This is a genomic window from Stenotrophomonas sp. YJH_SMC_135 (assembly GCF_059372355.1).
The window spans coordinates 28,310-51,976 of record NZ_JCAFVN010000005.1; the positions used below are offsets into that span (position 1 = coordinate 28,310).

The following is a 23,667-nucleotide window of genomic DNA, read 5'->3' on the forward strand; positions in this document are numbered from 1 at the left end:
GGACACAGTAGAACCGGGTCACGCCCGGCGAGCCGCACATTATAGCGGCGAAACGACAAACTGCAAGCGGCCAACCCTGAATACGGGCCGGGGGTTCGAAAGCAGTGAGATCTGCACGTCCCCCGAGGGGGCGGCAGGGGCGTCATAATAGCAGGCATGCGAGTCCTTGGCATCGAATCTTCCTGTGACGAGACCGGCGTGGCGGTGTATGACACCGACCTGCCCGGCAGCGCGGCCCTGCGCGCCCATGCGGTCTATAGCCAGATCGCCCTGCACGCCGAATACGGTGGTGTGGTGCCCGAACTGGCCAGCCGCGACCATGTCCGCAAGCTGCTGCCACTGGTACGCCAGACCCTGGCCGACGCCGGCCTGGGCGTGGGCGATATCGATGGCGTGGCCTACACCGCCGGTCCCGGCCTGGTCGGCGCGCTGCTGGTGGGCGCTGGCGTGGCGCGTTCGCTGGCCTGGGCGCTGGAGGTGCCGGCCGTGGGCGTACACCATATGGAAGGCCACCTGCTGGCCCCGCTGATGGAAGACGACCCGCCGGAAGCGCCGTTCGTGGCGCTGCTGGTGTCCGGTGGCCACACCCAGCTGGTGGCGGTGGATGCGATCGGCCAGTACCGCCTGCTGGGCGAGACCCTGGACGACGCGGCCGGCGAGGCCTTCGACAAGACCGCCAAGCTGATGGGCCTGCCGTACCCGGGCGGCCCGCAGCTGGCCAGGCTGGCCGAGCAGGGCACGCCGGGCGCGTACCGCTTCGCGCGGCCGATGACCGACCGCCCGGGGCTGGATTTCAGCTTCTCCGGCCTGAAGACCCAGGTCCTGATGGCCTGGCGCGACAGTGACCAGAGCGAGCAGACCCGCGCCGACATCGCCCGGGGCTTTGAGGACGCGGTGGTCGAGACCCTGTCGATCAAGTGCGAGCGCGCACTGGAAGCGGCCGGGACCAACGTGATCGTGGTGGCCGGCGGCGTCGGCGCCAACACGCGCCTGCGCGCCCGCCTGCAGCAGATGGCCGAGCGCCTCGGCGGCCGTGCCTGCTTCCCGCGGCCGGCACTGTGCACCGACAACGGGGCGATGATCGCCTTCGCCGGCGCGCTGCGCCTGCAGGCCGGCCAGCACAGCCCGCCGAAGGTGGATGTGACCCCGCGCTGGGACATGGCGACCCTGCCGGCGGTCTGAGCCGGCGGCGCCGGGCCATGCCCGGCGGACGCATTACCGATGCACTGCCAACGGCGACGCCGCCAGCACGGTTGTCGCCCGCTCATGGCGCTGCAGCCAGCCCAGCGTGTGTGGGCAGCGGGCATGGATCAGCCGCCCGATCGCGGCCAGGTCGGCGCCGATGTCACGTTCCAGGACCGGCTCGTGGTGGGCGATGCGGTTGCGCAGGTGGCGGATGCGTCCGATATCCGCATGGATGGCTTTCCTGACGGCACTGGGATGAGCAGAGGGAGCATGCTGCAGAACCCTGCTGAGTGCGGGTATCCAAAGCGTGGAGTCGAAGCGACAGGTGAAGAGCTGCTGCCAGAACACCATCGGCAGGTTGGCGACGATCCCGGGTGTATCGGTTACGCGGCTGGCAAGTTGTTCCAGTACCGTGCGCGGAGAAGTACTGGATGAGGTTGGCAGCCTCCGTCGGAAGGCACCATTCCAGGGCCAACGCGGGCCATGCTGCCTGGCGAGCACAGCTGCAGCGGCGTTGCGGGTGACCACTTCGCACAGATGGACCGGCATCATCAGTGCACTGCACATCCGCATGTTCCACAGGTACAGGGATTCGGCTGTGACGTCGGGGCTGCAGCTCGATGCGATTCTCTCGTAAGTAGACAGACGCTCCGCTGACAACGCGCGCCGCAGTACATCGTATGGAGCCATCGTCATGTGCGGTGGTGAAGGAGGAATCGATGTTCGCGAGAGTGGGCGGCGGCGACCATCAGGGAACGTCCTTGTCCGCGCGGCTGATTTTCTGCGTTTTGCCTCGGACGAATACCTGACCTGTCCTGTCGGATTTGGCCTTGACCGGCGATCTGGTCCTTGCCTAATCTGCGTGCCTGCGCCACCGGGACTCGCGGCTGGATTCCAGCTCCCCCCGGGGACAAACGGTAGTACCAAAGGGCCCCGCTAGCAGGGCCCTTTGTCTTTTCCGGGCCGCCCCACGCCGGTAGCCCGCCGCCCGTTCCGGGCAGGCTCACCGCCGTGCCGTTACCATGGCCGCCTGTATTCGTGCCGGTAAGCGCAATGGACAAGGTTTTCATCGAAGGGCTGACGATCGACGCCCTGATCGGTATCTACGATTGGGAACGACGGATCCGCCAGGACCTGGTGTTCGACCTGGAAATGGGCTTCGACAACCGTCGCCCCGCGGCCACCGACGACATCGCCCACACCCTGAACTACAAGGCGGTGAGCAAGCGCCTGGAACAGTTCGTGCGCGAGTCGGAGTTCGGCCTGGTCGAGACCCTGGCCGAGCGCTGCGCGCAGATCGTGCTGGACGAATTCGACGTGAAGTGGCTGCGCCTGAAGCTGAGCAAGCCGGGCGCAGTGCGCGGCGCGCGCGCGGTGGGCGTGATCATCGAACGCACGCGGGACTGACCCGGTCGTGCCGGCCGCTGGCTGGCAACCTTGGCAACAACGAAACAGACAGGAGGCAACTGATGGTGGACGCGGTGGTGGCGGTACAGTGGCTGGAACGGCTGCAGAACACACTGGAACCCTATCCCGGCGCCTACCTGGCGTTGATGATCTCGGCGCTGCTGATCGCCGCTGGCCTGGCCAACTGGGTGACCAAGCGCATCCTGCTGCGCGGGCTGCGGCGGCTGCTGAGCCGCCTTCCGGGCGCTGACACCGGCCGCGGCAGCCACCTGATGCGGGTGATCTCGCGCCTGTCGAACGTGGTGCCCAGCCAGGTGATCGCCTCGGGCATCCGCATCGTGCCGGACCTGCCGCCGGGCCTGGTCAGCTTCATCATCGGCGCCTGCCAGGCGTGGGCGATCCTGACCGTGGTGCTGGCCATCTCGCATGCGCTGGATGCGGCCAACGATCTGTACGAGCGCCGCCCCGAGGCACGCAACAAGCCGATCAAGGGCTACCTGCAGGTCGCCAAGATCGTCCTCTTCGTGATCGCCGGCCTGTCGATCGTCGCTACCCTGGCGGGCGTCGACCTGCGCTATCTGGTCACCGGCCTGGGCGCGGCCACGGCGGTGCTGATGCTGATCTTCCAGGACACCATCCTGTCGCTGGTGGCCAGCGTGCAGATCAGTGGCGATGGCCGCGTGCGCATCGGCGACTGGATCGAGATGCCCAGCCAGAACGCCGACGGCGACGTCATCGACATCGCGCTGCACACCATCACCGTGCAGAACTTCGACAAGACCATCACCACCATCCCCACCAAGAAGCTGGTGACCGAGTCGTTCAAGAACTGGCGCGGCATGCAGGAGGCCGGCGGGCGCCGGATCAAGCGCGCGCTGTACCTGGACCAGCACAGCGTCGGCTTCCTGGACGAGGGTGACCTGGCCTTCCTCGGCGAGTTCGCGCTGCTGCGCGACTACCTGCGCGACAAGGAACAGGAGCTGGGGCAGTGGAACGGGCGCCTGCGCGAGCAGGGCGTGGCCGAGGTCAACAGCCGCCGCGTGACCAACCTGGGTACGTTCCGGGCCTATGTGGAGCGCTACCTGCGCAGCCACCCGGGCATCCATACCGACATGACCCTGCTGGTACGGCAGCTGCAGCCGACCACCGAGGGCCTGCCGCTGGAGCTCTACTGCTTCACCCGCAGCACTGCCTGGGCCGAGTATGAGGCGGTGCAGTCGGACATCTTCGACCACCTGCTGGCGATCCTGCCGGCCTTCGGCCTGCGGGTATTCCAGGCCTCCAGTGACGCCATGTTGATGGCCGGGCAGCGCCAGTTGGCCGGCTCGGAGTAAGCTGCGGTGCCCCCGGCGGGGCCATACGGACCCCGCTGGTGGCTGAAACTGAATGAAGAAACCTCTCGCCAAACGGCTCGGGATCGCTAGAATGCCGGGCTTGTAAACGTTTTCATCAAGGACTGCCGGTGGCCTCCGATCGCATCGAATCCCTCATTGCCCAGATGACCGTCGAGGAAAAGGTCGGCCAGCTGGGTGTCTTCGCGGACATGGTCCGCCCGTTCGCCCCGGACGTGAACCCGGAAGCCAACGTGCGCAATGCCGACCAGGTGCTGCAGCAGGTGCGCGAGGGCAAGGTCGGCTCGCTGTTCAATGGTGTGGGCGCCGAACTGGGCCGCCGCATCCAGCAGGTCGCCACCGAGGAGAGCCGCCTGGGTATCCCGGTGATCCTGGCGGCCGACGTCATCCACGGCATGCGCACCGTGTTCCCGATTCCGCTGGGCGAGGCCGCCAGCTTCGAGCCGGACCTGGCCGAGCGCACCGCGCGCGCCACTGCGATCGAAGCCACCGCCGCGGGCCTGCATTGGACCTATGCGCCGGCCGTGGACATCGCCCGCGACCAGCGCTGGGGCCGTGGCGCCGAAGGTGCCGGCGAGGATGTGGTGCTGGGCTGTGCGTTCGCCGCCGCCCGCGTGCGTGGCTTCCAGGGCAGCGACCTGCGTGCGGCCGATTCGCTGCTGGCCACGCCCAAGCACTTCGCCGCCTACGGCGCGGTGATGGCCGGCATGGAATACAACATGGTGGACATCTCGCCGCAGACCCTGCGCGACGTGCACCTGCCGCCGTTCAAGGCCGCCTTCGAGGCCGGCGCGATCACCGTGATGTCCTCGTTCAATGACATCAATGGCGTGCCGGCCAGTGCCAATGCCGAACTGCTGACCGACATCCTGCGCGGCGAATGGAAGTTCCCGGGCGTGGTGATCTCCGACTATACCGCCGACATGGAACTGGTCGCGCACGGCTATGCCGCCGATGACCGCGATGCCACGGCCAAGGCGTTCACCGCCGGCCTGGACCTGAGCATGCAGAGCGGCTTCTATGCCGAACACCTGCCCGGCCTGGTCGAGAGCGGCGAGGTGCCGATGGCGGTGCTGGATGAAGGCGTGCGCCGCATCCTGTGGCTGAAGGAGACCATCGGCCTGTTCGACGACCCGTACCGTTCGCTGGACCCGGCGCGCGAAGCGGATACCCCGCACATTGCCGCGCATGACGAACTGTCGCGCGATGCCGCGCGGCGTTCGATCGTGCTGCTGAACAACCGTGACAACGTGCTGCCGCTGCAGAAGACCGGGCAGAAGATCGCGCTGATCGGCCCGTTCGTGCAGGACCGCGAGAACATCGAAGGCTGCTGGACGCTGTTCGGCGACAAGCAGCGTTACGTGGACCTGGAAACCGGCGTGCGTGCCGCCATCGGCGACGAAGCGCTGCTGGAAATCGTGCCGGGCTGCGAACTGGAAGCCGCGATTCCGGGCGGCACGGAAGCCGCTGTGGCTGCCGCACTGCGTGCCGACGTGGTGGTGCTGGCGCTGGGCGAACCGCAGCGCTACAGCGGCGAAGCACAGTCGCGCGTGGAGATCACCCTGCCGCCGGCACAGCAGGCGCTGGCCGAGGCCGTGGCGATGACCGGCAAGCCGCTGGTGGTGCTGCTGCGCAATGGCCGCGCGCTGGCATTGCAGGGCGCAGTGCGCAATGCGCAGGCCGTGGCGGTGACCTGGTACCTGGGCACGCAGACCGGCCATGCCGTGGCCGATGTACTGTTCGGTGACTACAGCCCGTCCGGCCGCCTGCCGGTCAGCTTCCCGCAGGTGTCCGGCCAGCAGCCGTACTTCTACAACCACCCGCGCACCGGCCGTCCGGAACTGCCGACCATGTCGGAGTTCAAGGCGCGCTGGCGCGAGATTCCCAATGAACCGCTGTACCCGTTCGGCCATGGCATCGGCTACACCACCTTCGCCTACGGCGTGCCGCAGCTGAGCACGGCACAGCTCGGCTGGGACGACACCCTGACCATCACCACCGTGCTGACCAACACCGGCCGCGTGGCGGGCGAGGAAGTGGTGCAGCTGTACATCCACGATCGCGTGGCCAGCCGCGTGCGTCCGGTGCGTGAACTGAAGGACTTCCGCAAGGTGGCGCTGCAGCCGGGCGAGTCAGCCGAAGTGGTGTTCACCTTGACCCGCGAGCAACTGGCCTTCACCGGCCGCGACGGCGTGCTGCGTGCCGAGCCGGGCCAGTTCGACCTGTGGGTCTGTGCCTCGTCGGCCGCCGGCGAAGCGGTGCAGTTCGAGCTGCTGAAGGCCTGATCGAAAAAAGGGGACGGAGGGGATTAAGTCGTTTGTGCCAAAACGACTTAATCCCCTCCGTCCCCTTTTTTGTGGTCCTCACTGTGGCGGCGCTACCATCGGGCCTCCTGTTCCAATGGAGTGCGCGCATGCGCCGGATGGCCTACCTGATTCCCGCCCTGCTGCTGGCGGCCTGTTCGCAGCCGGCGCCGCCGGCCGAGCCTGCAGCGGATGCGCCGCCGCCGATGGAGGCCAGTGCTGCTTCGACACCTGCGGCTGAACCGGCGGCGCCGGCTGCCGAAGCCGCCGCTGCACCTGCCGCACCGGCAGCCGAGGTGTCCGCCGAGGATGCGCGTGCGCGCATCGAGTCGCTGCTCGGCGATGCCGCGCAGTTCGAAAAGGTCTTCAATGCGTTCAAGGCCGCCGTGGTCGGCGGTGATCGCGCTGCGGTGGTCGAGGAAGTGCGATTCCCCTTGAACATCAGCGGCGGAAAGAAGATCTCCGGCCCCGGAGAGTTCCAGCGCAACTACGAGAAGATCATCACGCCGGAGGTGGTCAAGGCGGTGTCCGGGCAGGACTTCGGCAAGGTGTTCGTCAACCAGCAGGGCGTGATGATCGGCAGCGGCCAGGTGTGGTTGAGCGGCCAGTGCCTGGACCAGGCCTGCACGAAGACCGAGGTGAAGGTCATCACCATCCAATGAATGCAGACGCCCCGCGTGCGGGGGCGTTTGGCAAGGGTAGTGCCGGCCGCTGGCCGGCAACCGCAGGATGCCGGAAGGATCCACGGTGCCGGCCGGCGGCCGGCACTACCTCAGGCCTTCGGCGTGAGCTTCAGCAGGCGCGCCTTGCTGCCGTCTTCCAGCAGCCACAGCGCGCCGTCCGGGCCCTGTTCCACTTCGCGGATGCGCTCGCCCATGTTGAAGCGCTCGGCTTCGCGCGCGCTGTCGCCATCGAAGGCCACGCGCACCAGCGAAGTGGACGACAGGCCACCGATGAAGCCGCTGCCCTTCCACTGCGGGAACAGGCTGCCGCTGTAGATCACGAAGCCGGCCGGCGAGATCACCGGCGTCCAGGTCACCTTCGGCGCGGCGAATTCCGGGCGCGTGTCGTGGTCGGGAATCGGCCGGCCGTCGTAATGGTCACCGTTGGAAACGATCGGGTAGCCGTAGTTGGCGCCACGCACGATCAGGTTCAGTTCGTCGCCGCCGGCCGGGCCCATCTCGTGCGCCCACAGCTTGCCGTTAGCATCGAAGGCCATGCCGAGGATGTTGCGGTGGCCCAGCGACCAGACCTGTGCGGCCACCCCGCCCTGCGACGCGAACGGATTGTCGGCGGGCAGGCTGCCATCGTCGTTGAGGCGGATGATCTTGCCGAGGTTGCTGCCCATGTCCTGGGCCGGATCGAACTTCTGGCGCTCGCTGGAGCTGATCCACAGCTTGCCGTCCGGGCCGAAGGCGAGGCGATGCCCGTAGTGACCCTCACCGCTGACCTTGGGGCTCTGCCGCCAGATCACCTTCAGGTCCTTCAGCTGGCCACCGCCGTTGGCATCCAGTGCCAGCGTGGCCCGGGCCACCGCGGCACCGCGGGTATCCAGCGTGCCTTCCTCGGCATAGCTGACGTAAACGACATGATTCCGGGCGAAATCCGGGTGCAGGATGATGTCGCCGAAACCACCCTGGCCACCATAGGCGACCTTCGGAACGCCGGTGATCTCGTGCTTCTGGCCGCTGGCCGGGTCCAGGTGCTGCAGCTTGCCGCGCTTTTCGATGACCAGCAGGCTGCCGTCGGGCAGGAAGGTCATCGCCCAGGGCTGGTCGAAGCGGCTGACTTCGGTGGCGTTGAACGGGCGCTGGTCGGTGGCGGCAGAGGCCGCCGTGGCGGTCTGCGCACCGTTGGCGGCCGGATCGGCGGCATTGCAGGCGGAGGTGGCAAGGATCGGCACGAGGCCGAGGGCGAGCAGCAGGGGCGTGCGGGTCATGGGTATCTCCAGTGCGGGGATGCGGATGGCCGGGCTGTCCCTTGTATACCACCGGCGCCGTGAGCGTCGTGGCCCGAAGGTCCTGCGCCCCCTGTGCGAGCGCGGCGGGATCGTCTAGGGTGGGCACGCCCGGGCAAAGCGTGCCCGCCTGCCTGCCAAGGACCTGCAATGAACACTGCCATGCCCCACAAGCCGTCCACCGCCTTCATCGCCGCCTCCTGGGTGGCCCTGCTGCTGGGGGCGGCGGCGTACCTGATCGGCCTGTTCAACGCCACGATGGCGCTCAACGAGAAGGGCTACTACCTGACCCTGCTGCTGTTCGGCCTGTTCGCGGCGGTGTCGCTGCAGAAGAGCGTGCGCGACCGCGTCGAAGGCATTCCGGTGAGTGGCCTGTATTACGCGCTGTGCTGGTTCGCGCTGCTGTCGGCGCTGATGCTGCTGCTGGTCGGCCTGTGGAATGCAACGCTGGCGCCGAGTGAGAAGGGCTTCTATGGCATGGCGTATGCACTGTCGCTGTTCGGCGCGGTGGCGGTGCAGAAGAACACCCGCGACCTGATCGCCGCCGGTGGGGGCGAGAGCAAGCGCAGCGCGATCGTGCCGCCGCTGCCGGAACAGGAGTGATCGATCCGGTGTAGAGCCGGGCCATGCTCGGCTCAGTCGAGCGTGGCTCGACGTTACAGACGTGGTGCGAGAGCCGAGCGTAGGCTCGGCTCTACAGAAGCATGGCGCTATCGCTTCAACAGCGGGTCCGTCAGGTGCGCTTCGTCCCAGCCACGACGCACCGCATTGCGTGCCTGCGCCCAGTCCAGGCGGCTGCGGCCGCGTTCGTTGGCCCAGCGTGATTCGAGCTCGGCCTCGACCTGTTCATAGGCGCGGATCATGTCCTGTGCACGCGCGGCGTGGCCGATGCGGTAGGCCGGCTCGTAGTCCTCGAAGAACAGCTGGTCGTCGTAGTACGGCTCGGCCGTGTAGCGCTCGCGCCAGTAGTTGCTGACCGCGTCGCGCGGCGTGCTGTCGTCCGGTACGCGGCCGGGGATCTGGTACTCGGTCATGGAAGGCTCCGTTGTGGACGAAGCCCGATCGTGCCTGTGTGGCGGTTAACGGCCCGGTCCGGCAGCGTGATCACCAGATCAATCCGCCGGGCATGGCCCGGCGCTATCGGTTATCCGGCATCGGTATCTTTTCGCGGCAGCGTGTAGATCACCGCGCCGATGGCGAATGCCACCAGCGCAGCAGCGATGTTCTGCCAGCTGGCACTGGCGAACAGCGCCAGGCACAGCAGCAGCGCCAGCACCGGAATCAACGGCCCACCGGGCAGCTTCAACGCGCCCGGGCGGTCGGCGTAGCGCTTGGCCAGTACCAGGACTGCTGCTGCAGTGCCGATGTAGGCGAACAGGCGCGTCGTCATCGACAGCAGGGCCAGCTGCACGAACGAACCGGACAGGGCCAGGCCGAGCGCGATCAGGCCCTGGCACAGGATCGACGCGGCCGGGGTGTGGAAGCGGGGATGCACCTGCGCCAGGATCTTCGGGCCGTAGCCATCGCGGGCCAGTGCGAACAGGAAGCGTGGGCCCATCATCATCGTGTTGCTGTTGGTGCCGAGGATGGAGATGGTGGCACCGACGGTCAGGACCAGCGCCAGTGCTTCGCCACCGAAACCGGCGGCGGCATCGGCCAGTGGCGTGGCCGAGCTGGACAGGCCGGCCAGCGTGCCCTGCGCCACCACCTGCACCGCGCCGTAGATGACGGTGACGGTGATGATCATGGTGATCAGGGCGAACGGAATGTCGCGGCGCGGATTGCGGTACTCGCCGGCGGCGGCCGGGATGTTCTCGAAGCCCGCGTAGGCGTAAAGCAGCAGCAAGGCGGCTTCGCCCATGCGCTGCAGGTCATGCGGGTCCGGGCGTTGGCCGGAGAAGGCCAGCTGTGGGTCGATGTAGAACGCACCGATGGCCACGAACAGCAGCAGCGGCAGCATCTTGCCGATCACCAGCACCACGCCGGTACGCGCGGCCGAGCGCACGCCGATGATGTTGATCCCGGTGAGGAAGCCCAGCGATACCACGATCACCGCGATGCGGCCCAGGCCGGCATCGGCCCACGGCCAGAAACGCGCAACCGCGTCGGCCAGCGCGTTGCTGAGCGCAGCGGCCGAGCTGATGCGGGTCAGCCAGATCATCCAGCCGATCTCGAAACCGGCGAAGCGCCCGAACGCCTCGCGTGCATACAGGTAGCTGCCGCCGGGTTCATCGAAGTAGCTGGCGGCCTGCGCGTAGCACAGCACCAGCAGCGCGACGACGATGCCAGCGGCGACCACGCCCCACAGGCTGAAGGGGCCGAGCAGGGCGACGGTGGCGGCCGGCAGCAGGTAGATGCCGCTGCCGATCACATCGTTGATCGACAGGCCGACGATCTGCCAGCGGCTGACCGCGCGTTGCAGCTGCGGTTCGTCCTGCGTGCTCAACGGACGTCTCCGGCCAGCGCGGGCAGTTGCCACTGCGCCTGCAGGCGCTTGTACTCCGCGCGCGGCAGGAGCACGAAACGCGGCGCGTCCTGCGGCCGCAGCCAGTCCAGCAGTGCCTGCATGCGTTCCTGCGGCATGGCCGTGCAGCCGGCGGTGGCTTCGCCGGGCTGGCGCCACAGATGGGCGAAGATGCAGCTGCCCTTGCCGGGCTGGTTGTCCGGGTTGTGGGCGATGACGAAGCCTTCCCGGTAGCGCACGTCGCCCTTGTTGTGCAGGTCCAGCCGCATCGGCTCGGTGGAGCCCTTGACCGCTGCATTGCCGACCTTCTTTTCATCGACGATGCGGTTGTAGAACGGCGAACCGGGTACGTCCATGCAGTAGCTGCTGTCCAGCATCGGCTGGTAGGGCATGGCAGTGCCGCGGCGGGTGACGGCATAGCCGAACGCACTGCCGAGCGCGAATATGCCGGCCGGGCTGCGGCCATCGCCTTCCTGCTTCTGCGGGCCATCGGCCTGCGCCGGATGCAGGCCCAGGCCCCAGGCGCTGCCGGTGCGGCCAAGCGCCACCGGGAACGCCTGGCCATGCGGGTGCCAGCCCTGGCCGTCGCGCACATAGGCCTGCAGTTGCCCCTGGGTGCTGTCCCAGCCTTCGCTGGTGACCACGATCAGCTGGCGCGCGCCATCCAGCGGCGCCGCGTGAACGGACACCGCCGCGGCGAGCAGCAGTGCAGTGGTGGCAAGGCGGACCAGCGATCTCATCAACATGCGCTCCGGTCAGGAATCCAGCAGGTGGTCGATCCGCTCCAGGTTCACCGCAAGCTGCTGCTGGCGATCCGGATTGGTGTGGCAGAGCAGCACGAACAGGAAATCGAGCAGGGCGTGCATGGCGCTACGGTACAGCAGCTGCGCGACCTGTGGCGTGCGGTCGTGGGCGCAGACCGCCAGTGCCGCATCCGCATGCGCGCGCAGCGGGTTGGCGGTGTGGCGGGTGATGGAAATCACCTTGCCACCCATGTCCTGGAACTGCCGCGACAACTGTGAAAGCTGGGGCAGGTTGCCGAACTCGGAGAACATCAGCAGCGCATCGCCGGGGCGTGCGGCCGAGAGGTTGGCCAGCATCAGGATCGGATCGGTATGCGGCACCACCAGCAGTCCGAGCAGCGACAGCCGCATGGCGAACTCGCGGGCGAACAGGCCGTCGTCACCCAGGCCGTAGACGAACAGCTTTGGTGCGCCGTCGAGCAGCTGCACGATGCGCTCGATCTCCCCGCGTGGATTGGCCTGGCGTGTTTCCTCCTCGGCCTGCGCCTTGCTGCGGCGCAGGGCCTCGCCCAGGCGCAGGTAGTCATCGCCGCTGTCGGGTTCGTCGGGCGCCTGCTGCGGATCGGCACCTGCGCGGGCCACGTCCTGGCCGATGGAGTACTTCAGGTCCGGGTAGCCCTTGAAGCCAAGCTTCTGGCTGAACTTCACCACGCTGGACTGGCTGATGCCGAGCGCGCTGGCCAGCTGCTGGGAGGAGTAGTCGCGCAGCAGGTGGGCGTTGTCGAGGATGAAGTCGGCGATGCGGCGCTCGATGGCCGACATCTGCCCACGCTCGGTGCGGATCTTCAGCAGGGGCGGCATGCGGGGTGTCCGGGGGTCTGCAAAGGCGTTGCGGTTGGCCGCATAAAGCGAATTATGGGGTGGGTCGGGCGGGTGGGGATTGCGGGGGACGCCGCAAGTACGTCCGTGTAGGCTTGGCCGCGGCATCCATGCGGCGGACACCCCCGCAAGCCCCACCCGCCCGACCCTGGACACATCGCGCGCGTGCCAGCCGCGAAGGGATTACGGGGTAGGGCAAAAACAAGCGCTTCCACGCGTGACGTGGATCTACTGGGTGCAGCTGTTGCATTGGACGTTGAGTCCGCCTTGTAGCGAGCCGAGCACCGCAGGTGCGGCGAGGGCGAAGAGGCGCGGGTGTCTGAGCGCAGCGAGTTCCCGCGCCGTCCCTCGACGGGCCGAGGAGCGCAGGGAACCGGTGCGTAGCACCGGCTCGCGGTCGGCGGAGCGCTTCTTTTGGTTACTTTTCTTTTCGCGAAAGGAAAAGTAATGCCCGACCCAACGTCAGTGGCAGGCAACGTCAGCCGCAAGGCAGAAATCAACCCAGCATCTCCAGCCCGCGCACTTCGGTGATGCCCAGCCCCGGCACGTCGCTGATGCTGATCTCCGATTCGTTGAAATGCACGCCGCCGCTGACCGGATCGAACTGGCCCAGCGAGGGGCCGTCCAGATCGACCTTGGTGATCACATCGCTCTTGGCCACGGCCAGGTGCACGGCGGCGGCCACGCTGATGCTCGATTCGATCATGCAGCCGATCATGCACGGCACGCCGTAGATGCCGGCAATGTCGGCGATGCGGATCGCGTTGGACAGGCCGCCGGTCTTCATCAGCTTGATGTTGATGATGTCGGCCGCGCGCTGCTGGATCAGGTCCATCACCTGGCTCGGGCTGAACACGCTCTCGTCGGCCATCACCGGCGTGTTGACGCGGTCGGTGACGTACTTCAGGCCGCTGATGTCGGCCGCTTTCACCGGCTGCTCCAGCAGTTCAAGCACCACGCCGGCGTCTTCCAGGGTACGCATCGCATGCACTGCCTGCTTGGCGGTCCAGCCCTGGTTGGCGTCCAGGCGCAGCAGGGCGCGGCCTTCCACGGCGGCATGGATCGCCTTGACCCGTTCGATGTCCAGGCCGATGTCCTTGCCGACCTTGATCTTCAGCGACTCGAAGCCGCGTTCGATTGCCGACAGCGAGTCGGCCACCATCTTGTCGATGTAGTCCACGCTGATGGTGATGTCGGTGGTGATCACCGGGTCGCCACCACCGAGCATCTGGTACAGCGGGGCGCCGTGCAGCTGCGCCCACAGGTCGTACAGCGCGATCTCCACCGCCGCCTTGGCGCTGGTGTTGCGCTCCATCGCGGTCTGCACCAGCGTGCACAGGTGGTTGAGGTTGACCACGTCCTGGCCGATCAGGCGCGGGGCAATGAAGTGGCGGATCGCTTCGATGATCGAGCCGTGCGTATCGCCGGTGATCACGGCGGTGGCCGGGGCTTCACCATAGCCGGTGTTGCCGGTGTCGGTGCGGATCAGCACCACCACGTCTTCCACGGTTTCCACCGTGCGCAGGGCGGTCTTGAACGGTGTCTTCAACGGCACGCGCAGCATGCCCAGTTCGATGGCGGTGATCTTCATTCAGGAGTCTTGGCCCGCAGGCGCTGGATGTTGGTGATGCGGTCGATGTAGCGGACGGTATCGCTGGCCATCATCGGCTCCAGCGGCGTGACCGAAACACCATTGAGATGGGCCTGCACGCGCGTGCCGTCGGCACCGAACCAGCTGCCGCCCGCCGTATCGTGGATCACCCACGTACGGCCGTCGACGTGGCCGATGGCCATCATCACGTGGCCGGGGATGTAGACCAGATCGCCGACCTTCAGGTCGGTGACGGCACGGTCGCGCAGTGCCTTGCCGTCCTTGCCGGTGAACGGCAGGCGATCCAGCGCCGGGCTGACCGCCTGTGCACTGGTATTGCGTGGCAGCAGCACGCCGAAGCTGCGGTAGATCTCGGAGACGAAACCGCTGCAGTCGCGGGTGTCGTAGTCGTGGCCCCAACCGTAGCGCTCGCCGAGGAACTTGAAGGCCTGCTGCAGCAACAGGCGCGGGGTCAGGGCCAGGTAGTCGGCGGCGGTGTCCTGCGAGCGCGGCAGCAGGGCCGGTACCAGTTTCAGGCGACCATCTGCCTCGCGTACCGGCAGCTGCACCACCCATGATGCGTGCGCCTGCTGGCCGTTCACCGGTTCTGACGCGGGCCAGTCGGCCAGCACCGGCAGGCGCACGCCCATGTCCAGTTGCAGGCGCGAGACACGCGGTTCTTCCGGGGTGTAGGCGGTCTGCGCGGTGGCACCGGTGATGATCCGGTAGGGTCCCTTCGCGCCGTAGCCGAGCACCGTGGCCTTGTCGCCGCTGGCGATGGCGTCGGCTTCGATCCACGCGCTGTAGCGCTCGCTGTGCACGAACAGCCAGCGGCCGTCGGCACTGCGGTGGACCACGGCGACCTTGTCGCCGGGGAACAGTGCCGATTCCTGGAAGCGGTCGATGTCGGTGTCACCGACGGTGCTGAAGACGCGCTCGCGGGTGGGGAAGGTGCGCAGTGCGGCACGCTTCACCACCAGCCCGTAGGCCGGTGCCACCTGGGCGGGGATTGCATCAAGGCCGAGGTTGGCTTCGATCGCGCTGCGCAGGGCCGGCGCGATGGGCGTGCCCTTGTCGCCATAGAGGGTGCGCGTGGGCCAGCTCGACAGCGCGGTGATGCTGGCACGCACCGTCGCCGCATCAAGCTGGGCTGGCAGCGCCGCGATGTCGCGGATATGGCTGTCCTGCGCCCGCATCCGTGCGTTCTGCGCCTCGATCTGCGCGCGATCCAGGATCGGCGCATCGGCGTTGTCCAGACGCGCCGCCCAGTACTGCGGCGTCAGGTAGGCCTCGTGCAGGCCGATCACATAGGGCAGGGGTGCGCCGGGATCGGGCGCCGGGGCGGCCTGTGCAAAGGCCGGTGCGGCCAGCAGGCACAGGGCCAGGGTCAAGCGGCGCGGCCAATGCCGGTGCCGTTCGCGGGAAGCCAGGCTCATGCGGTGCACACCCTCCTCGAATGCCTTGTGGAATATTTATTCCTTTCGGCATCGAAAGCAAGAATAAATTATTGACCGGCATCCCGGCCCGTGTTACACAGCCGTTACCACCCGCGCTGGGGAAGTGTCGCTGTGGATCCTGCCATTCGCAAACCGCGTCTGCCTGCTGCTGCCGGCCTGTGTGCCGCGCTGCTGCTGTGGGTGTCGGTCACGCAGGCGGCAGACGGGCGCAGCAGCCAGCAGCGTGCGCGCCAGGCGCAGGTGATCGACCTGATCGACGGCGGCCGCTTCAGCGACGCCGATGCGTTGCTGGCGACAGGGAGCGATGCTGCCGAAGGCGCGTTCCAGCGTGAGCGCATGCGCCGCATCCGCCTGGATCTTTCCCTCGACGAAACCGCCGCCAAGTCTGCCGTGCGCCGCTGGATTCCCGACCTGACCGACGAGGAATTCGCGCGCTGGGACCAGCTTGGCCTGATCGAGCATCTCGATATCGATGGCGAGCGTTGGTACTTCAAGCGCGCACCGTCGAACCTGTTCCTGCTCAGCGACGAAGCACGCGCACGCCGCGGTGCGGATGCACCGATGCCGCCTCCAGGACCCAACGAAGTGCTCAACGCGCACCACACGCGCGTGGTCGCCGCGGCCGAACAGAGTGGCCGGGCGTCGGTGCTGCCGCAGCGTATCGAATTCACCCAATCGCTCACGGTGAAGGCCGATGCCGTGCCGGCCGGCGAAACCGTGCGTGCCTGGATTCCGTACCCACGCGAGATCCCCGGCCAGCAGGAGCAGGTGCAGTGGCTGGGCAGCAGCCCAGGCAAGGCGCGGGTGGCACCGGCCAGCACCTTGCAACGCACGGCCTATCTGGAGGCCAAAGCGGTGGCCGGGCAGCCGACCCGCTTCGAGATCCGCTACGCGGTCACGATCTTCGCCCGGCACACCGCGATCGACCCGGCCGTGGTGCAACCGGCCCCGGCCGATACGGCGTTGAAGCCGTATCTGGCCGAGCAGCTGCCGCATGTGCGCTTCACCCCTGCGTTGAAGCTGTTCTCCGACCAGGTGCTGCAGGGCGAGACGCGCCCATATGAAGTGGTGCGCAAGCTGTTTGCTGCGGTCGACCGTATTCCCTGGGCCGGTGCGCGCGAATATTCCACGCTCAGCAACATCAGCGATTACGCGCTGCGTTCCGGCCATGCCGATTGCGGGCAGCAGACCCTGCTGCTGATCGCGCTGCTGCGCCTGAACGGCATTCCCGCGCGCTGGCAGTCGGGCATGGTGTTCTCCGACGACGGCAGTGGCTACAACAACCTGCATGACTGGGGACAGGTCTACCTGGCGCCGTATGGCTGGCTGCCGATGGACGTGACCACCGGCGCACTGGCCAGCGATGTGCCGGCCTTGCGCAACTTCTACCTGGGTGGCCTCGATGGCTACCGCATCGCCTTCAACGATGATTTCGGCCAGCCCCTCGTGCCGGCCAAGCAGCACTTCCGCTCGGAAACGGTCGACTCGCAGCGCGGCGAGGCCGAGTGGGCAGGCGGCAACCTGTACTTCGACCAATGGAGCTACGACTTCCAGTGGCGGGTACTGCCAGCCAGGCAACGCTAGCGCGACACATCGCATTCCACACCATTCAATTCTTGCAGGAGAGAGCAGGGGATGAAGGCTTACAGCATCAAGCGGGCGGCGTTGTGCGTCGCTCTCGGGGCGTGTCTGGGCGTGATCGCGCCCAGCGCATTTGCACAGGATGGTTCAGTGGTCGGCCGGCTGGTCAGCGATGCCGGCCAGGTACCGGCCGGTGCCACGGTGACCGTACGCAACCCGGCAACGGGCTTCGTACGCTCCGTGCAGGCCGAAGCCAACGGCAGCTACCGCATTCCGCTGCTGCCGGTCGGCACCTATGACATGGAGGTGAGCCTGCCGGGTGGAGGCGCCAGCCGTGTCGGCCAGGTGACGGTCAGTCTCGGCAGCGCGACCACGGTGAACGTGCCGCTGGGTGCGGTCAGTACCCTGGGCACGGTCGAAGTGCGGGCGCCGCAGGTGGTGTCGATGGTGGATGTGAAGTCCACCGAGTCGGCCACCAACATCACCCGCGAGGAACTGTCGCGCCTGCCAGTGGACCGTGACATCACCGCGGTGGCGCTGCTCGCGCCGGGCGCGGTGAAGGGCAAGGGGTCGCTGGGCGGGCAGGGCATTTCCTTCGGCGGTTCGTCGGTGGCCGAGAACACCGTCTACATCAATGGCCTGAACGTCACCGACTTCTACAACCGGGTCGGCTTCTCGTCGGTGCCGTTCTCGTTCTACCAGGAATTCCAGGTCAAGACGGGCGGCTACTCGGTGGAGTTCGGGCGCAGCACCGGCGGCGTCATCAACGCGGTGACCCGCTCGGGCAGCAACGATTTCAAGGCCGGTGCCGAACTGGTCTTCGAGCCGCGCGCGTGGCAGTCGCAGGCACGCGACCGCTACGACGGCAGCGGCAGCCGCTACATCACCGCCAGCCGCGACGACTACAGCCGCAGCGCGCTGAATGTGTTCGCTTCCGGTGCGCTGGTGCAGGACCGCCTGTTCTTCTTCGGCATGTACGAGGCGCGCGACTACCGTCCCACCTCGACCAATGATGCCGGCACGCGCCTGAGCCAGGGCAAGGCCGATGATCCGTTCTGGGGCGGCAAGATCGATTGGCAGATCACCGACAACCAGATGCTGTCGCTGTTCGGCTTCTCGGACAAGAGCAAGACCCTCACCGACGTCTACGCCTACGACTACGCCACGGGGCAGACCGTGGGCGAGCGCAGCAACCAGATCTACAACACGGTGGGTGGCAAGAACTGGTCCGGTACCTACAGCTGGCAGGTCAACAACGACCTGACCATGAAGCTGATGTACGGCGAGAACAAGCGCAACCGTGTGCAGAGCTCGTTGATGGACCAGAACTGCAACCGCGTGTTCGACAACCGCACGGCCGGCCAGGGCGTGCCGCCGTCGCTGCAGGGCGACCGCAGCTGCACCAGCAGCTCGCAGTTGGAGTCGGCGCTGGACACGCGCAAGGCCGCGCGCGCGGACTTCGAATGGACGTTGGGCAACCACCTGCTGCGGTTCGGCCTGGATCGGGAAGAGAACACCTCCGATTACAGCCGCGCCTATCCGGGCCCGGGCGGCTTCCGCTACGACATCTACTACCGCACTCCCGGCAGCTCGCTGAACGGTGGCGTGGTGCCGGCCAGCGGCGTGGTCGTGCGCACCCGTCGCTATGAAGTGGACGGGGCCTTCGAGACGATCAACTCGGCCTACTACCTGGAAGACAACTGGCAGGTGACGCCGAATCTGCTGCTGAACATGGGCCTGCGCCTGGAAGCCTTCGACAACAAGGGCGGCGACGGCAGCAGCTACATCAAGATCGACGACATGCTGGCCCCGCGCCTGGGCTTCTCCTGGGACGTGCGCGGCGATGGCACGACCAAGGTGTTCGGCAACCTGGGCCGATACTTCCTGCCGGTGGCCAACGTCATCAACATCAAGCAGGCCGGTGGTTTCCTCGACGAGCGCACCTGGTACGAGTTCCTCGGCTACACCGGCGCAGCCAACAACATCCCCAACCTGGGCGCGCAGATCGGCCCAGTGGACAACTCGCAGGGCGACGGCAGCGTGCCGGACCTGCGCGCGGAAGTGAACCGGGACATGGACCCGGTCTACCAGGATGAAGCGATCCTGGGCTTCCAGCAGATGATCAACGAGGCCTGGTCGGTGGGCGCCAGCGTGACCTACCGGCGCCTGCACAATGCCATCGATGACATGAACATCACCGCGACCGGCCAGTGCGGCGCCATCGACAGCGTGTGGATCATGGGCAACCCGGGCCGCACCAACACCGTATGGGGTGACACCGACTGCGACGGCCGCAACGATGGCTGGATCAGCATCGACACCTCGAAGGAAGGTTGGGCGCTGTATGACGACAACGGCAATTATGTCGGCCAGCGCGGCTGGGTGAAGCCCAAGCGTGACTACAAGGCGCTGGAACTGCAGGTCGACCGCGCCTGGGACGGCAAGTGGGGCTTCAACGCCTCCTACACCCTTGCATACGGTCGCGGCAACGCAGAGGGCCCGGTCAACTCCGATACCGACTTCGCCGATGCAGGGCGCACCGAGAACTTCGACAACCCCTGGGTCAACTACGGTGGCTACGGCTACCTGGCCAATGATCGCCGCCACCAGTTCAAGTTCCGTGGCAGCTACGCGCTGACCGAGAACCTGAGCGTGGCCGCCACCCTGGGCGTGCAGTCGGGCAGCCCGATTACCCGCTTCGGCGCCGGCAACCCGTTCGACGACACCGACTTCCACAGCTACTACGTGTGCGTGTCCAACTGCCAGGCGACGGTTCCGTCCCAGCGCGTGTTCGTGCATTCGCCACGCGGTGGCGATGGCCGCACACCCTGGACCTATGACCTGGACGTGAGCGTCTCGTACAAGGTGCCGATTCCCACCGATCTGCGCCTGAAGCTGGCGGTGTACAACGTGCTCAACCAGCAGCGCGTGGTGACCGTGGACCAGGACTACGAGCCGCAGGACAGCATCGGCACGCCGAACCCGCTGTACCGCTACGGCACCGGCTTCCAGTCACCGCGCTATGCGCAATTGACCGTGACATGGGCCTACTGAAGCCCGCACGGCAGGCTCGAAACTGCGTCTGCGCGGCGGCGCTGGCGGTGTTCCCGGTTGCGGTGGCACAGACTACCGCGACCGCCTCCCTCGATGCCGATGTCGCTGCCGTCGTCCAGCACGAGCACCTGCCCGGGCTGGCGATGGCGGTGGTCGACAACGGGCAGGTGGTCTATCGCCACGCCGAGGGCGCGCGTGGCGATGGCGGCCGCATCGACGAGGACACGCTGTTCGAGATCGCCTCCAACAGCAAGGCGATGACTGCTGCACTGCTGGCGCGGCTGGTGCAGCAGGGCAGGCTGCGCTGGGATGATCCGGTGCAGCGGCATCTGCCGGACTTCCGCATGCACGATGCGTGGGTGGGCCAGCAGATGCAGGTGCGCGACCTGCTGATCCACAACAGCGGCCTGGGCCTGGGCGCCGGCGACCTGATGCTGTGGCCGGAACCGAACGCGTTCACCCGTGCCGACATCATCGCCGCATTGGCGCATCTCAAGCCGGTCAGCAGCTTCCGCAGCCACTATGCCTACGACAACCTGATGTACGTGGTGGCCGGTGAAGTGGCCGCTGCGGCGGGCGGCAAGCCGTATGACCAGCTGATGCGCGAGCAGGTGTTCGAACCACTGGGCATGACGCGCTGCCAGGTGGGGGCGTGGTCGGTGAAACGCGTGGGCAACGTAGCGCAGCCGCATGCCTGGCGTGGCGAACGCAATGAAGTGGTGAACGCCGATGGTGAAACCAGCCCGGACGTGCCGTCGATGGCGGCCGGCGGCATCCGTTGTTCGTTGCGCGACATGACGCGCTGGATGCAGGTGCTGCTGGATCCCGCGCTGGTGCCGGACTGGCTGGGCAGCGAGCAGCGGCGCACGCTGTGGACCCTGCACATGCCGATGCCGCTGGGCGAGCGCCAGCGGCGCTGGGACAACGCGCATTTCTACGGCTACGGCTATGGCTGGCGCGTGTCTGACATGGACGGCCAGTGGAAAGTGGCGCACACCGGCACGTTGTCGGGCATGTACTCGTCGCTGGCGCTGCTGCCTGATCGCCGGGTGGGCGTGGTGATGCTGATCAACGGCGAAGGCGAGGACGCACGCATGGCCCTGATGCAGGCCGCGCTGAAGCGCTTCACCGCAGCGGACGATGCGCGCCCGGCGATGGACTACCTGGCCGAACTGAAGGCTGACCAGGCAACGCGGGCCGCGACCGGCCATTCGCGGCCATCCACCGCGGCGGCGCGGGAGACGAGCCGTACGGACCTGTCCCGCTGGCAGGGCCGCTACCGCGATCCGTGGCTGGGCGCGGCCTCGCTCTGCCCGGGCAAGGACGGCCTGCGTTTCAGCGTGGACAAGTCGCCCAGGCTGCAGGCCACGGTGCTGCAGCTGCAGGGGCGCTGGCTGCTGCGCTGGGATACGCTGGGCGACGAGGCGCAGGCGTGGCTGCAGCCGGGCGAAGCCCCGGCACCGACGCTGGACCTGCGCGCCATCGACCCGGACATCGACTTCAGCTATGACTTCCAGGACCTGCATTTCACTCGTACTGGCGACTGCGCTGGCGGCGACCACCCGCGCCGCTGAGCCACCGCGCGTTTCACCGGCAGCCGACGCGGCCAGCGCCGGACTGGTGGAGATCCGCACGTTGTCGCCGCGCATCGACCTGGATATCCGCTATGCCGGTGCCAACAACTTCACCGGTGCGCGCGTGCCCGGCTACGAGGCGCCATCGTGTTATCTGCTGGCGCCGGTGGCGAAGGCGCTGGCACAGGTGGAACAGGACCTGCGCGGCGATGGCTTCGGCCTGCGCCTCTACGACTGCTACCGGCCGGTGCGTTCGGTGCAGGCCTTCATGGCCTGGGTGAACGATCCGCGCGAGCGCTCGCGCAAGGCACAGCAGTACCCGGACCTGGACAAACCACGGTTGCTGGCCGACGGCTACATCGCCGAGCGCTCTGGCCATAGTCGTGGCGCCACGGTTGATCTGGGCCTGCTGGATTGCCGCAGCGGTGCATGCACGCCGCTGGACATGGGCACCGACTTCGATTTCTTCGGTCCACGCGCGCATACGCAGGCAAGCGGATTGAGCGATGCGCAACAGGCCAATCGCCAGCAGCTGGTGCGTGCGATGGCGCGGCGGGGCTTCGTCAACTATCCGCAGGAGTGGTGGCACTACACCCTGCAGCCCGAACCGGATCCCGGCACCGCGTACGACGTCCCGGTACGGTAGGGGCATCGGCAGGGCTCGCCCTGCACCCGCGGTAGTGCCGGCCGCTGGCCGGCAACATCAGACGCAACAGCAACAGCTTGCTTTCCGTGGGTTGGCGGGGCGGTGCCGGAGTGCGGGGACGCCGTAAATCCGTCCATGGAGGCTTGGCAGCCGCATCCATGCGGCTGACACCCCGCATTCCGGCACCGCCCCGCCTCTGACAGTTTCCCGCGTGGTCCGTTGTAGAGCCGAGCCCATGCTCGGCTGCTCCTTGTTCAATCGTCGAGATATTCGATTTGGATGGAGATTCATCCACGCATGGCGTGGATCCACTGTGGCTGCCGATTGGGTCCGGCGCAGATCCCTTACACTGGCCGCCTTCTCATCCCAGCCCACCCGATGAACCTTCCCCTGCACTTCGGCCTGCTCGGCACCCTGGAAGCCGGCGCCATCGCCCTGCTGGTCGGGCTGCTGGTGTACTTCCTGTGGTCGCGACTGTGCCGGCTGCTGCACTGGTCGATGGGCCACGCCATCGGCTGGGCCTGCGTCATCTCGGTGGTGGCCTCCGCTGGCATCGATGCGTGGAAGCTGTTCTACATGGGCATCGTGCGACTGGAGTCACCGCTGTACGCGCGCCTGTTCCTGGCCACCATCCACGATCCGAACGAGCTTGGCAGTCGCGTGGTGCTGGAAATCGCCGGCGCGCTCGCCGGTGTCGCCTTGGGATGGGTGTTGTTCAGTTCGCGGTCATCGGAAAAAACCGTCGACTGACGCAGGTTTTTCGTTGCCTGCCGGTTAAATGCAGAGGCGCTGAATGCGCATCTTATGAGCCGCTCACTCCTCGCTAACCAGCGCGCTAAAGCATGTATGGATGCGAGTGGTTAATCGTGCGTGTGGAGGCCGGTCGCGGCCCAAAATCGATTCAGAAACGCGGTGGCAGGGTAGGTGCCGTGCGGAAACAACAGGCCGCGCAACACCACCCAATATGCAGGAGACACCCCTGATGACTATTCGCAACCGCAAGCCCCTGATCGCCCTGATCGTCGCCGCTGGCAGCGTGCTGGCCATTCCGGCGATGGCCCAGTCGGCCAAGCAGCAGGCCGCACATGCGCAGAATGAAGCGGCGCAGGCCCAGCAGGCGGCAGCACAGGCCGGGCAGGCGGCTGACCAGGCGACCGATGCGGCCGCAGCGGCCTCGGCGCAGGCCAACGGTGGTGGCCAGACCTGGGCCAGCATCGATACCGATGGCAACGGCACCATCAGCAAGACCGAGGCGCAGGTGAACGCCGGCCTGGCCCAGGTGTTCGACCAGGCCGATACCAACAAGGACGGCGAGCTGAGCGCCGACGAGTACAAGGCCTACGTGGCCGCGCAGCAGGCCGGTGCGGGTGCCGGCGCGGCGCAGGGCCGCTGATCCAGACCTGATTCGGGAAGACCGGTGCATGGGGACCCGGGCGGCTGCGGCCGCCCGGGTTTTTCTCGTCATCGCCACCCC

20 protein-coding genes are annotated in these 23,667 nt (G+C 67.1%); 12 read left to right on the top strand and 8 right to left on the bottom strand.

Translation table 11 applies throughout. The features are described from left to right. The first annotated feature begins 156 nt into the window (after positions 1 to 156). Complete coding sequence (tsaD, locus tag AC5P98_RS16680) at positions 157 to 1,182, top strand: tRNA (adenosine(37)-N6)-threonylcarbamoyltransferase complex transferase subunit TsaD (protein ID WP_049408373.1); 1,026 nt, start codon at positions 157 to 159, stop codon at positions 1,180 to 1,182. Positions 1,183 to 1,215: 33 nt separating this feature from the next. On the opposite strand, the gene AC5P98_RS16685 is transcribed toward tsaD, so the two are convergent. Further along, positions 1,216 to 1,881: a hypothetical protein gene (locus tag AC5P98_RS16685; protein ID WP_041863013.1), complete on the bottom strand. Its 666-nt coding sequence runs from the start codon at positions 1,879 to 1,881 to the stop codon at positions 1,216 to 1,218. 357 nt (positions 1,882 to 2,238) lie between these two features. Here AC5P98_RS16685 and folB point away from each other — a divergent pair, with 357 nt between their 5' ends. The 4 genes from folB (at position 2,239) to AC5P98_RS16705 (ending at position 6,909) form a co-directional block, all read left to right on the top strand. After that, a complete protein-coding gene (gene folB, locus AC5P98_RS16690; protein WP_005407807.1) occupies positions 2,239 to 2,592 on the top strand; it encodes a dihydroneopterin aldolase in 354 nt (117 codons plus the stop codon). A gap of 62 nt (positions 2,593 to 2,654) precedes the next feature. Next, the gene (locus AC5P98_RS16695; RefSeq protein ID WP_046428231.1) at positions 2,655 to 3,926 is read left to right on the top strand and encodes a mechanosensitive ion channel family protein; all 1,272 of its coding nucleotides are present in this window, start codon (positions 2,655 to 2,657) and stop codon (positions 3,924 to 3,926) included. A gap of 128 nt (positions 3,927 to 4,054) precedes the next feature. Continuing rightward, the gene (locus AC5P98_RS16700) at positions 4,055 to 6,229 is read left to right on the top strand and encodes a glycoside hydrolase family 3 N-terminal domain-containing protein (RefSeq protein ID WP_049408371.1); all 2,175 of its coding nucleotides are present in this window, start codon (positions 4,055 to 4,057) and stop codon (positions 6,227 to 6,229) included. 128 nt (positions 6,230 to 6,357) lie between these two features. Then, entirely contained in the window at positions 6,358 to 6,909 is a 552-nt protein-coding gene (locus AC5P98_RS16705; protein WP_049408369.1) for a hypothetical protein, read from the top strand. A 110-nt stretch (positions 6,910 to 7,019) separates the two neighbouring features. On the opposite strand, the gene AC5P98_RS16710 is transcribed toward AC5P98_RS16705, so the two are convergent. Then, positions 7,020 to 8,186, bottom strand: a complete 1,167-nt coding sequence (locus AC5P98_RS16710; RefSeq protein WP_049408367.1) for a PQQ-dependent sugar dehydrogenase — start codon at positions 8,184 to 8,186, stop codon at positions 7,020 to 7,022. Positions 8,187 to 8,354: 168 nt separating this feature from the next. Between AC5P98_RS16710 and yiaA the strand changes: the two genes are divergently transcribed. Beyond that, the gene (gene yiaA / locus AC5P98_RS16715; RefSeq protein ID WP_014645710.1) at positions 8,355 to 8,807 is read left to right on the top strand and encodes an inner membrane protein YiaA; all 453 of its coding nucleotides are present in this window, start codon (positions 8,355 to 8,357) and stop codon (positions 8,805 to 8,807) included. A gap of 107 nt (positions 8,808 to 8,914) precedes the next feature. Here the strand turns inward: yiaA and AC5P98_RS16720 are convergent, their stop codons facing one another. From AC5P98_RS16720 to AC5P98_RS16745, 6 genes are all read right to left on the bottom strand, one after another. Continuing rightward, positions 8,915 to 9,238, bottom strand: a complete 324-nt coding sequence (locus AC5P98_RS16720; protein ID WP_495230119.1) for a hypothetical protein — start codon at positions 9,236 to 9,238, stop codon at positions 8,915 to 8,917. Positions 9,239 to 9,348: 110 nt separating this feature from the next. Continuing rightward, positions 9,349 to 10,650 (bottom strand): APC family permease, encoded by a 1,302-nt coding sequence (locus AC5P98_RS16725; protein WP_049408363.1) that lies wholly within the window; start codon positions 10,648 to 10,650, stop codon positions 9,349 to 9,351. After that, on the bottom strand, positions 10,647 to 11,408 hold the full coding sequence (locus AC5P98_RS16730) for a L,D-transpeptidase family protein (protein WP_049408409.1): 762 nt from the start codon (positions 11,406 to 11,408) through the stop codon (positions 10,647 to 10,649). Before AC5P98_RS16730 ends, AC5P98_RS16725 begins: the two co-directional genes overlap by 4 nt. A 15-nt stretch (positions 11,409 to 11,423) precedes the next feature. Further along, the gene (locus tag AC5P98_RS16735) at positions 11,424 to 12,272 is read right to left on the bottom strand and encodes a MurR/RpiR family transcriptional regulator (protein WP_032957791.1); all 849 of its coding nucleotides are present in this window, start codon (positions 12,270 to 12,272) and stop codon (positions 11,424 to 11,426) included. A 514-nt stretch (positions 12,273 to 12,786) separates the two neighbouring features. Continuing rightward, positions 12,787 to 13,881, bottom strand: a complete 1,095-nt coding sequence (locus AC5P98_RS16740) for a dipeptide epimerase (protein WP_014645715.1) — start codon at positions 13,879 to 13,881, stop codon at positions 12,787 to 12,789. Continuing rightward, complete coding sequence (locus AC5P98_RS16745) at positions 13,878 to 15,317, bottom strand: C40 family peptidase (RefSeq protein ID WP_049405525.1); 1,440 nt, start codon at positions 15,315 to 15,317, stop codon at positions 13,878 to 13,880. The genes AC5P98_RS16740 and AC5P98_RS16745 overlap by 4 nt, the downstream gene beginning before the upstream one ends. A 132-nt stretch (positions 15,318 to 15,449) precedes the next feature. On the opposite strand from AC5P98_RS16745, the gene AC5P98_RS16750 reads away from it, so the two are divergent. The 6 genes from AC5P98_RS16750 to AC5P98_RS16775 all read left to right on the top strand — a co-directional run bounded on the left by AC5P98_RS16750 (position 15,450) and on the right by AC5P98_RS16775 (position 23,586). Next, complete coding sequence (locus tag AC5P98_RS16750) at positions 15,450 to 16,922, top strand: transglutaminase-like domain-containing protein (protein WP_049405524.1); 1,473 nt, start codon at positions 15,450 to 15,452, stop codon at positions 16,920 to 16,922. 51 nt (positions 16,923 to 16,973) lie between these two features. Continuing rightward, entirely contained in the window at positions 16,974 to 19,973 is a 3,000-nt protein-coding gene (locus AC5P98_RS16755; RefSeq protein ID WP_049405521.1) for a TonB-dependent receptor, read from the top strand. Further along, complete coding sequence (locus AC5P98_RS16760; RefSeq protein WP_049405519.1) at positions 19,961 to 21,547, top strand: serine hydrolase; 1,587 nt, start codon at positions 19,961 to 19,963, stop codon at positions 21,545 to 21,547. Before AC5P98_RS16755 ends, AC5P98_RS16760 begins: the two co-directional genes overlap by 13 nt. After that, positions 21,480 to 22,193, top strand: a complete 714-nt coding sequence (locus tag AC5P98_RS16765) for a M15 family metallopeptidase (protein WP_041863017.1) — start codon at positions 21,480 to 21,482, stop codon at positions 22,191 to 22,193. The genes AC5P98_RS16760 and AC5P98_RS16765 overlap by 68 nt, the downstream gene beginning before the upstream one ends. A 378-nt stretch (positions 22,194 to 22,571) precedes the next feature. Then, a complete protein-coding gene (locus AC5P98_RS16770) occupies positions 22,572 to 22,943 on the top strand; it encodes a hypothetical protein (RefSeq protein ID WP_049405516.1) in 372 nt (123 codons plus the stop codon). Positions 22,944 to 23,175: 232 nt separating this feature from the next. Then, the gene (locus AC5P98_RS16775) at positions 23,176 to 23,586 is read left to right on the top strand and encodes an EF-hand domain-containing protein (protein ID WP_014035758.1); all 411 of its coding nucleotides are present in this window, start codon (positions 23,176 to 23,178) and stop codon (positions 23,584 to 23,586) included. The last annotated feature ends 81 nt before the right edge of the window (positions 23,587 to 23,667 follow it).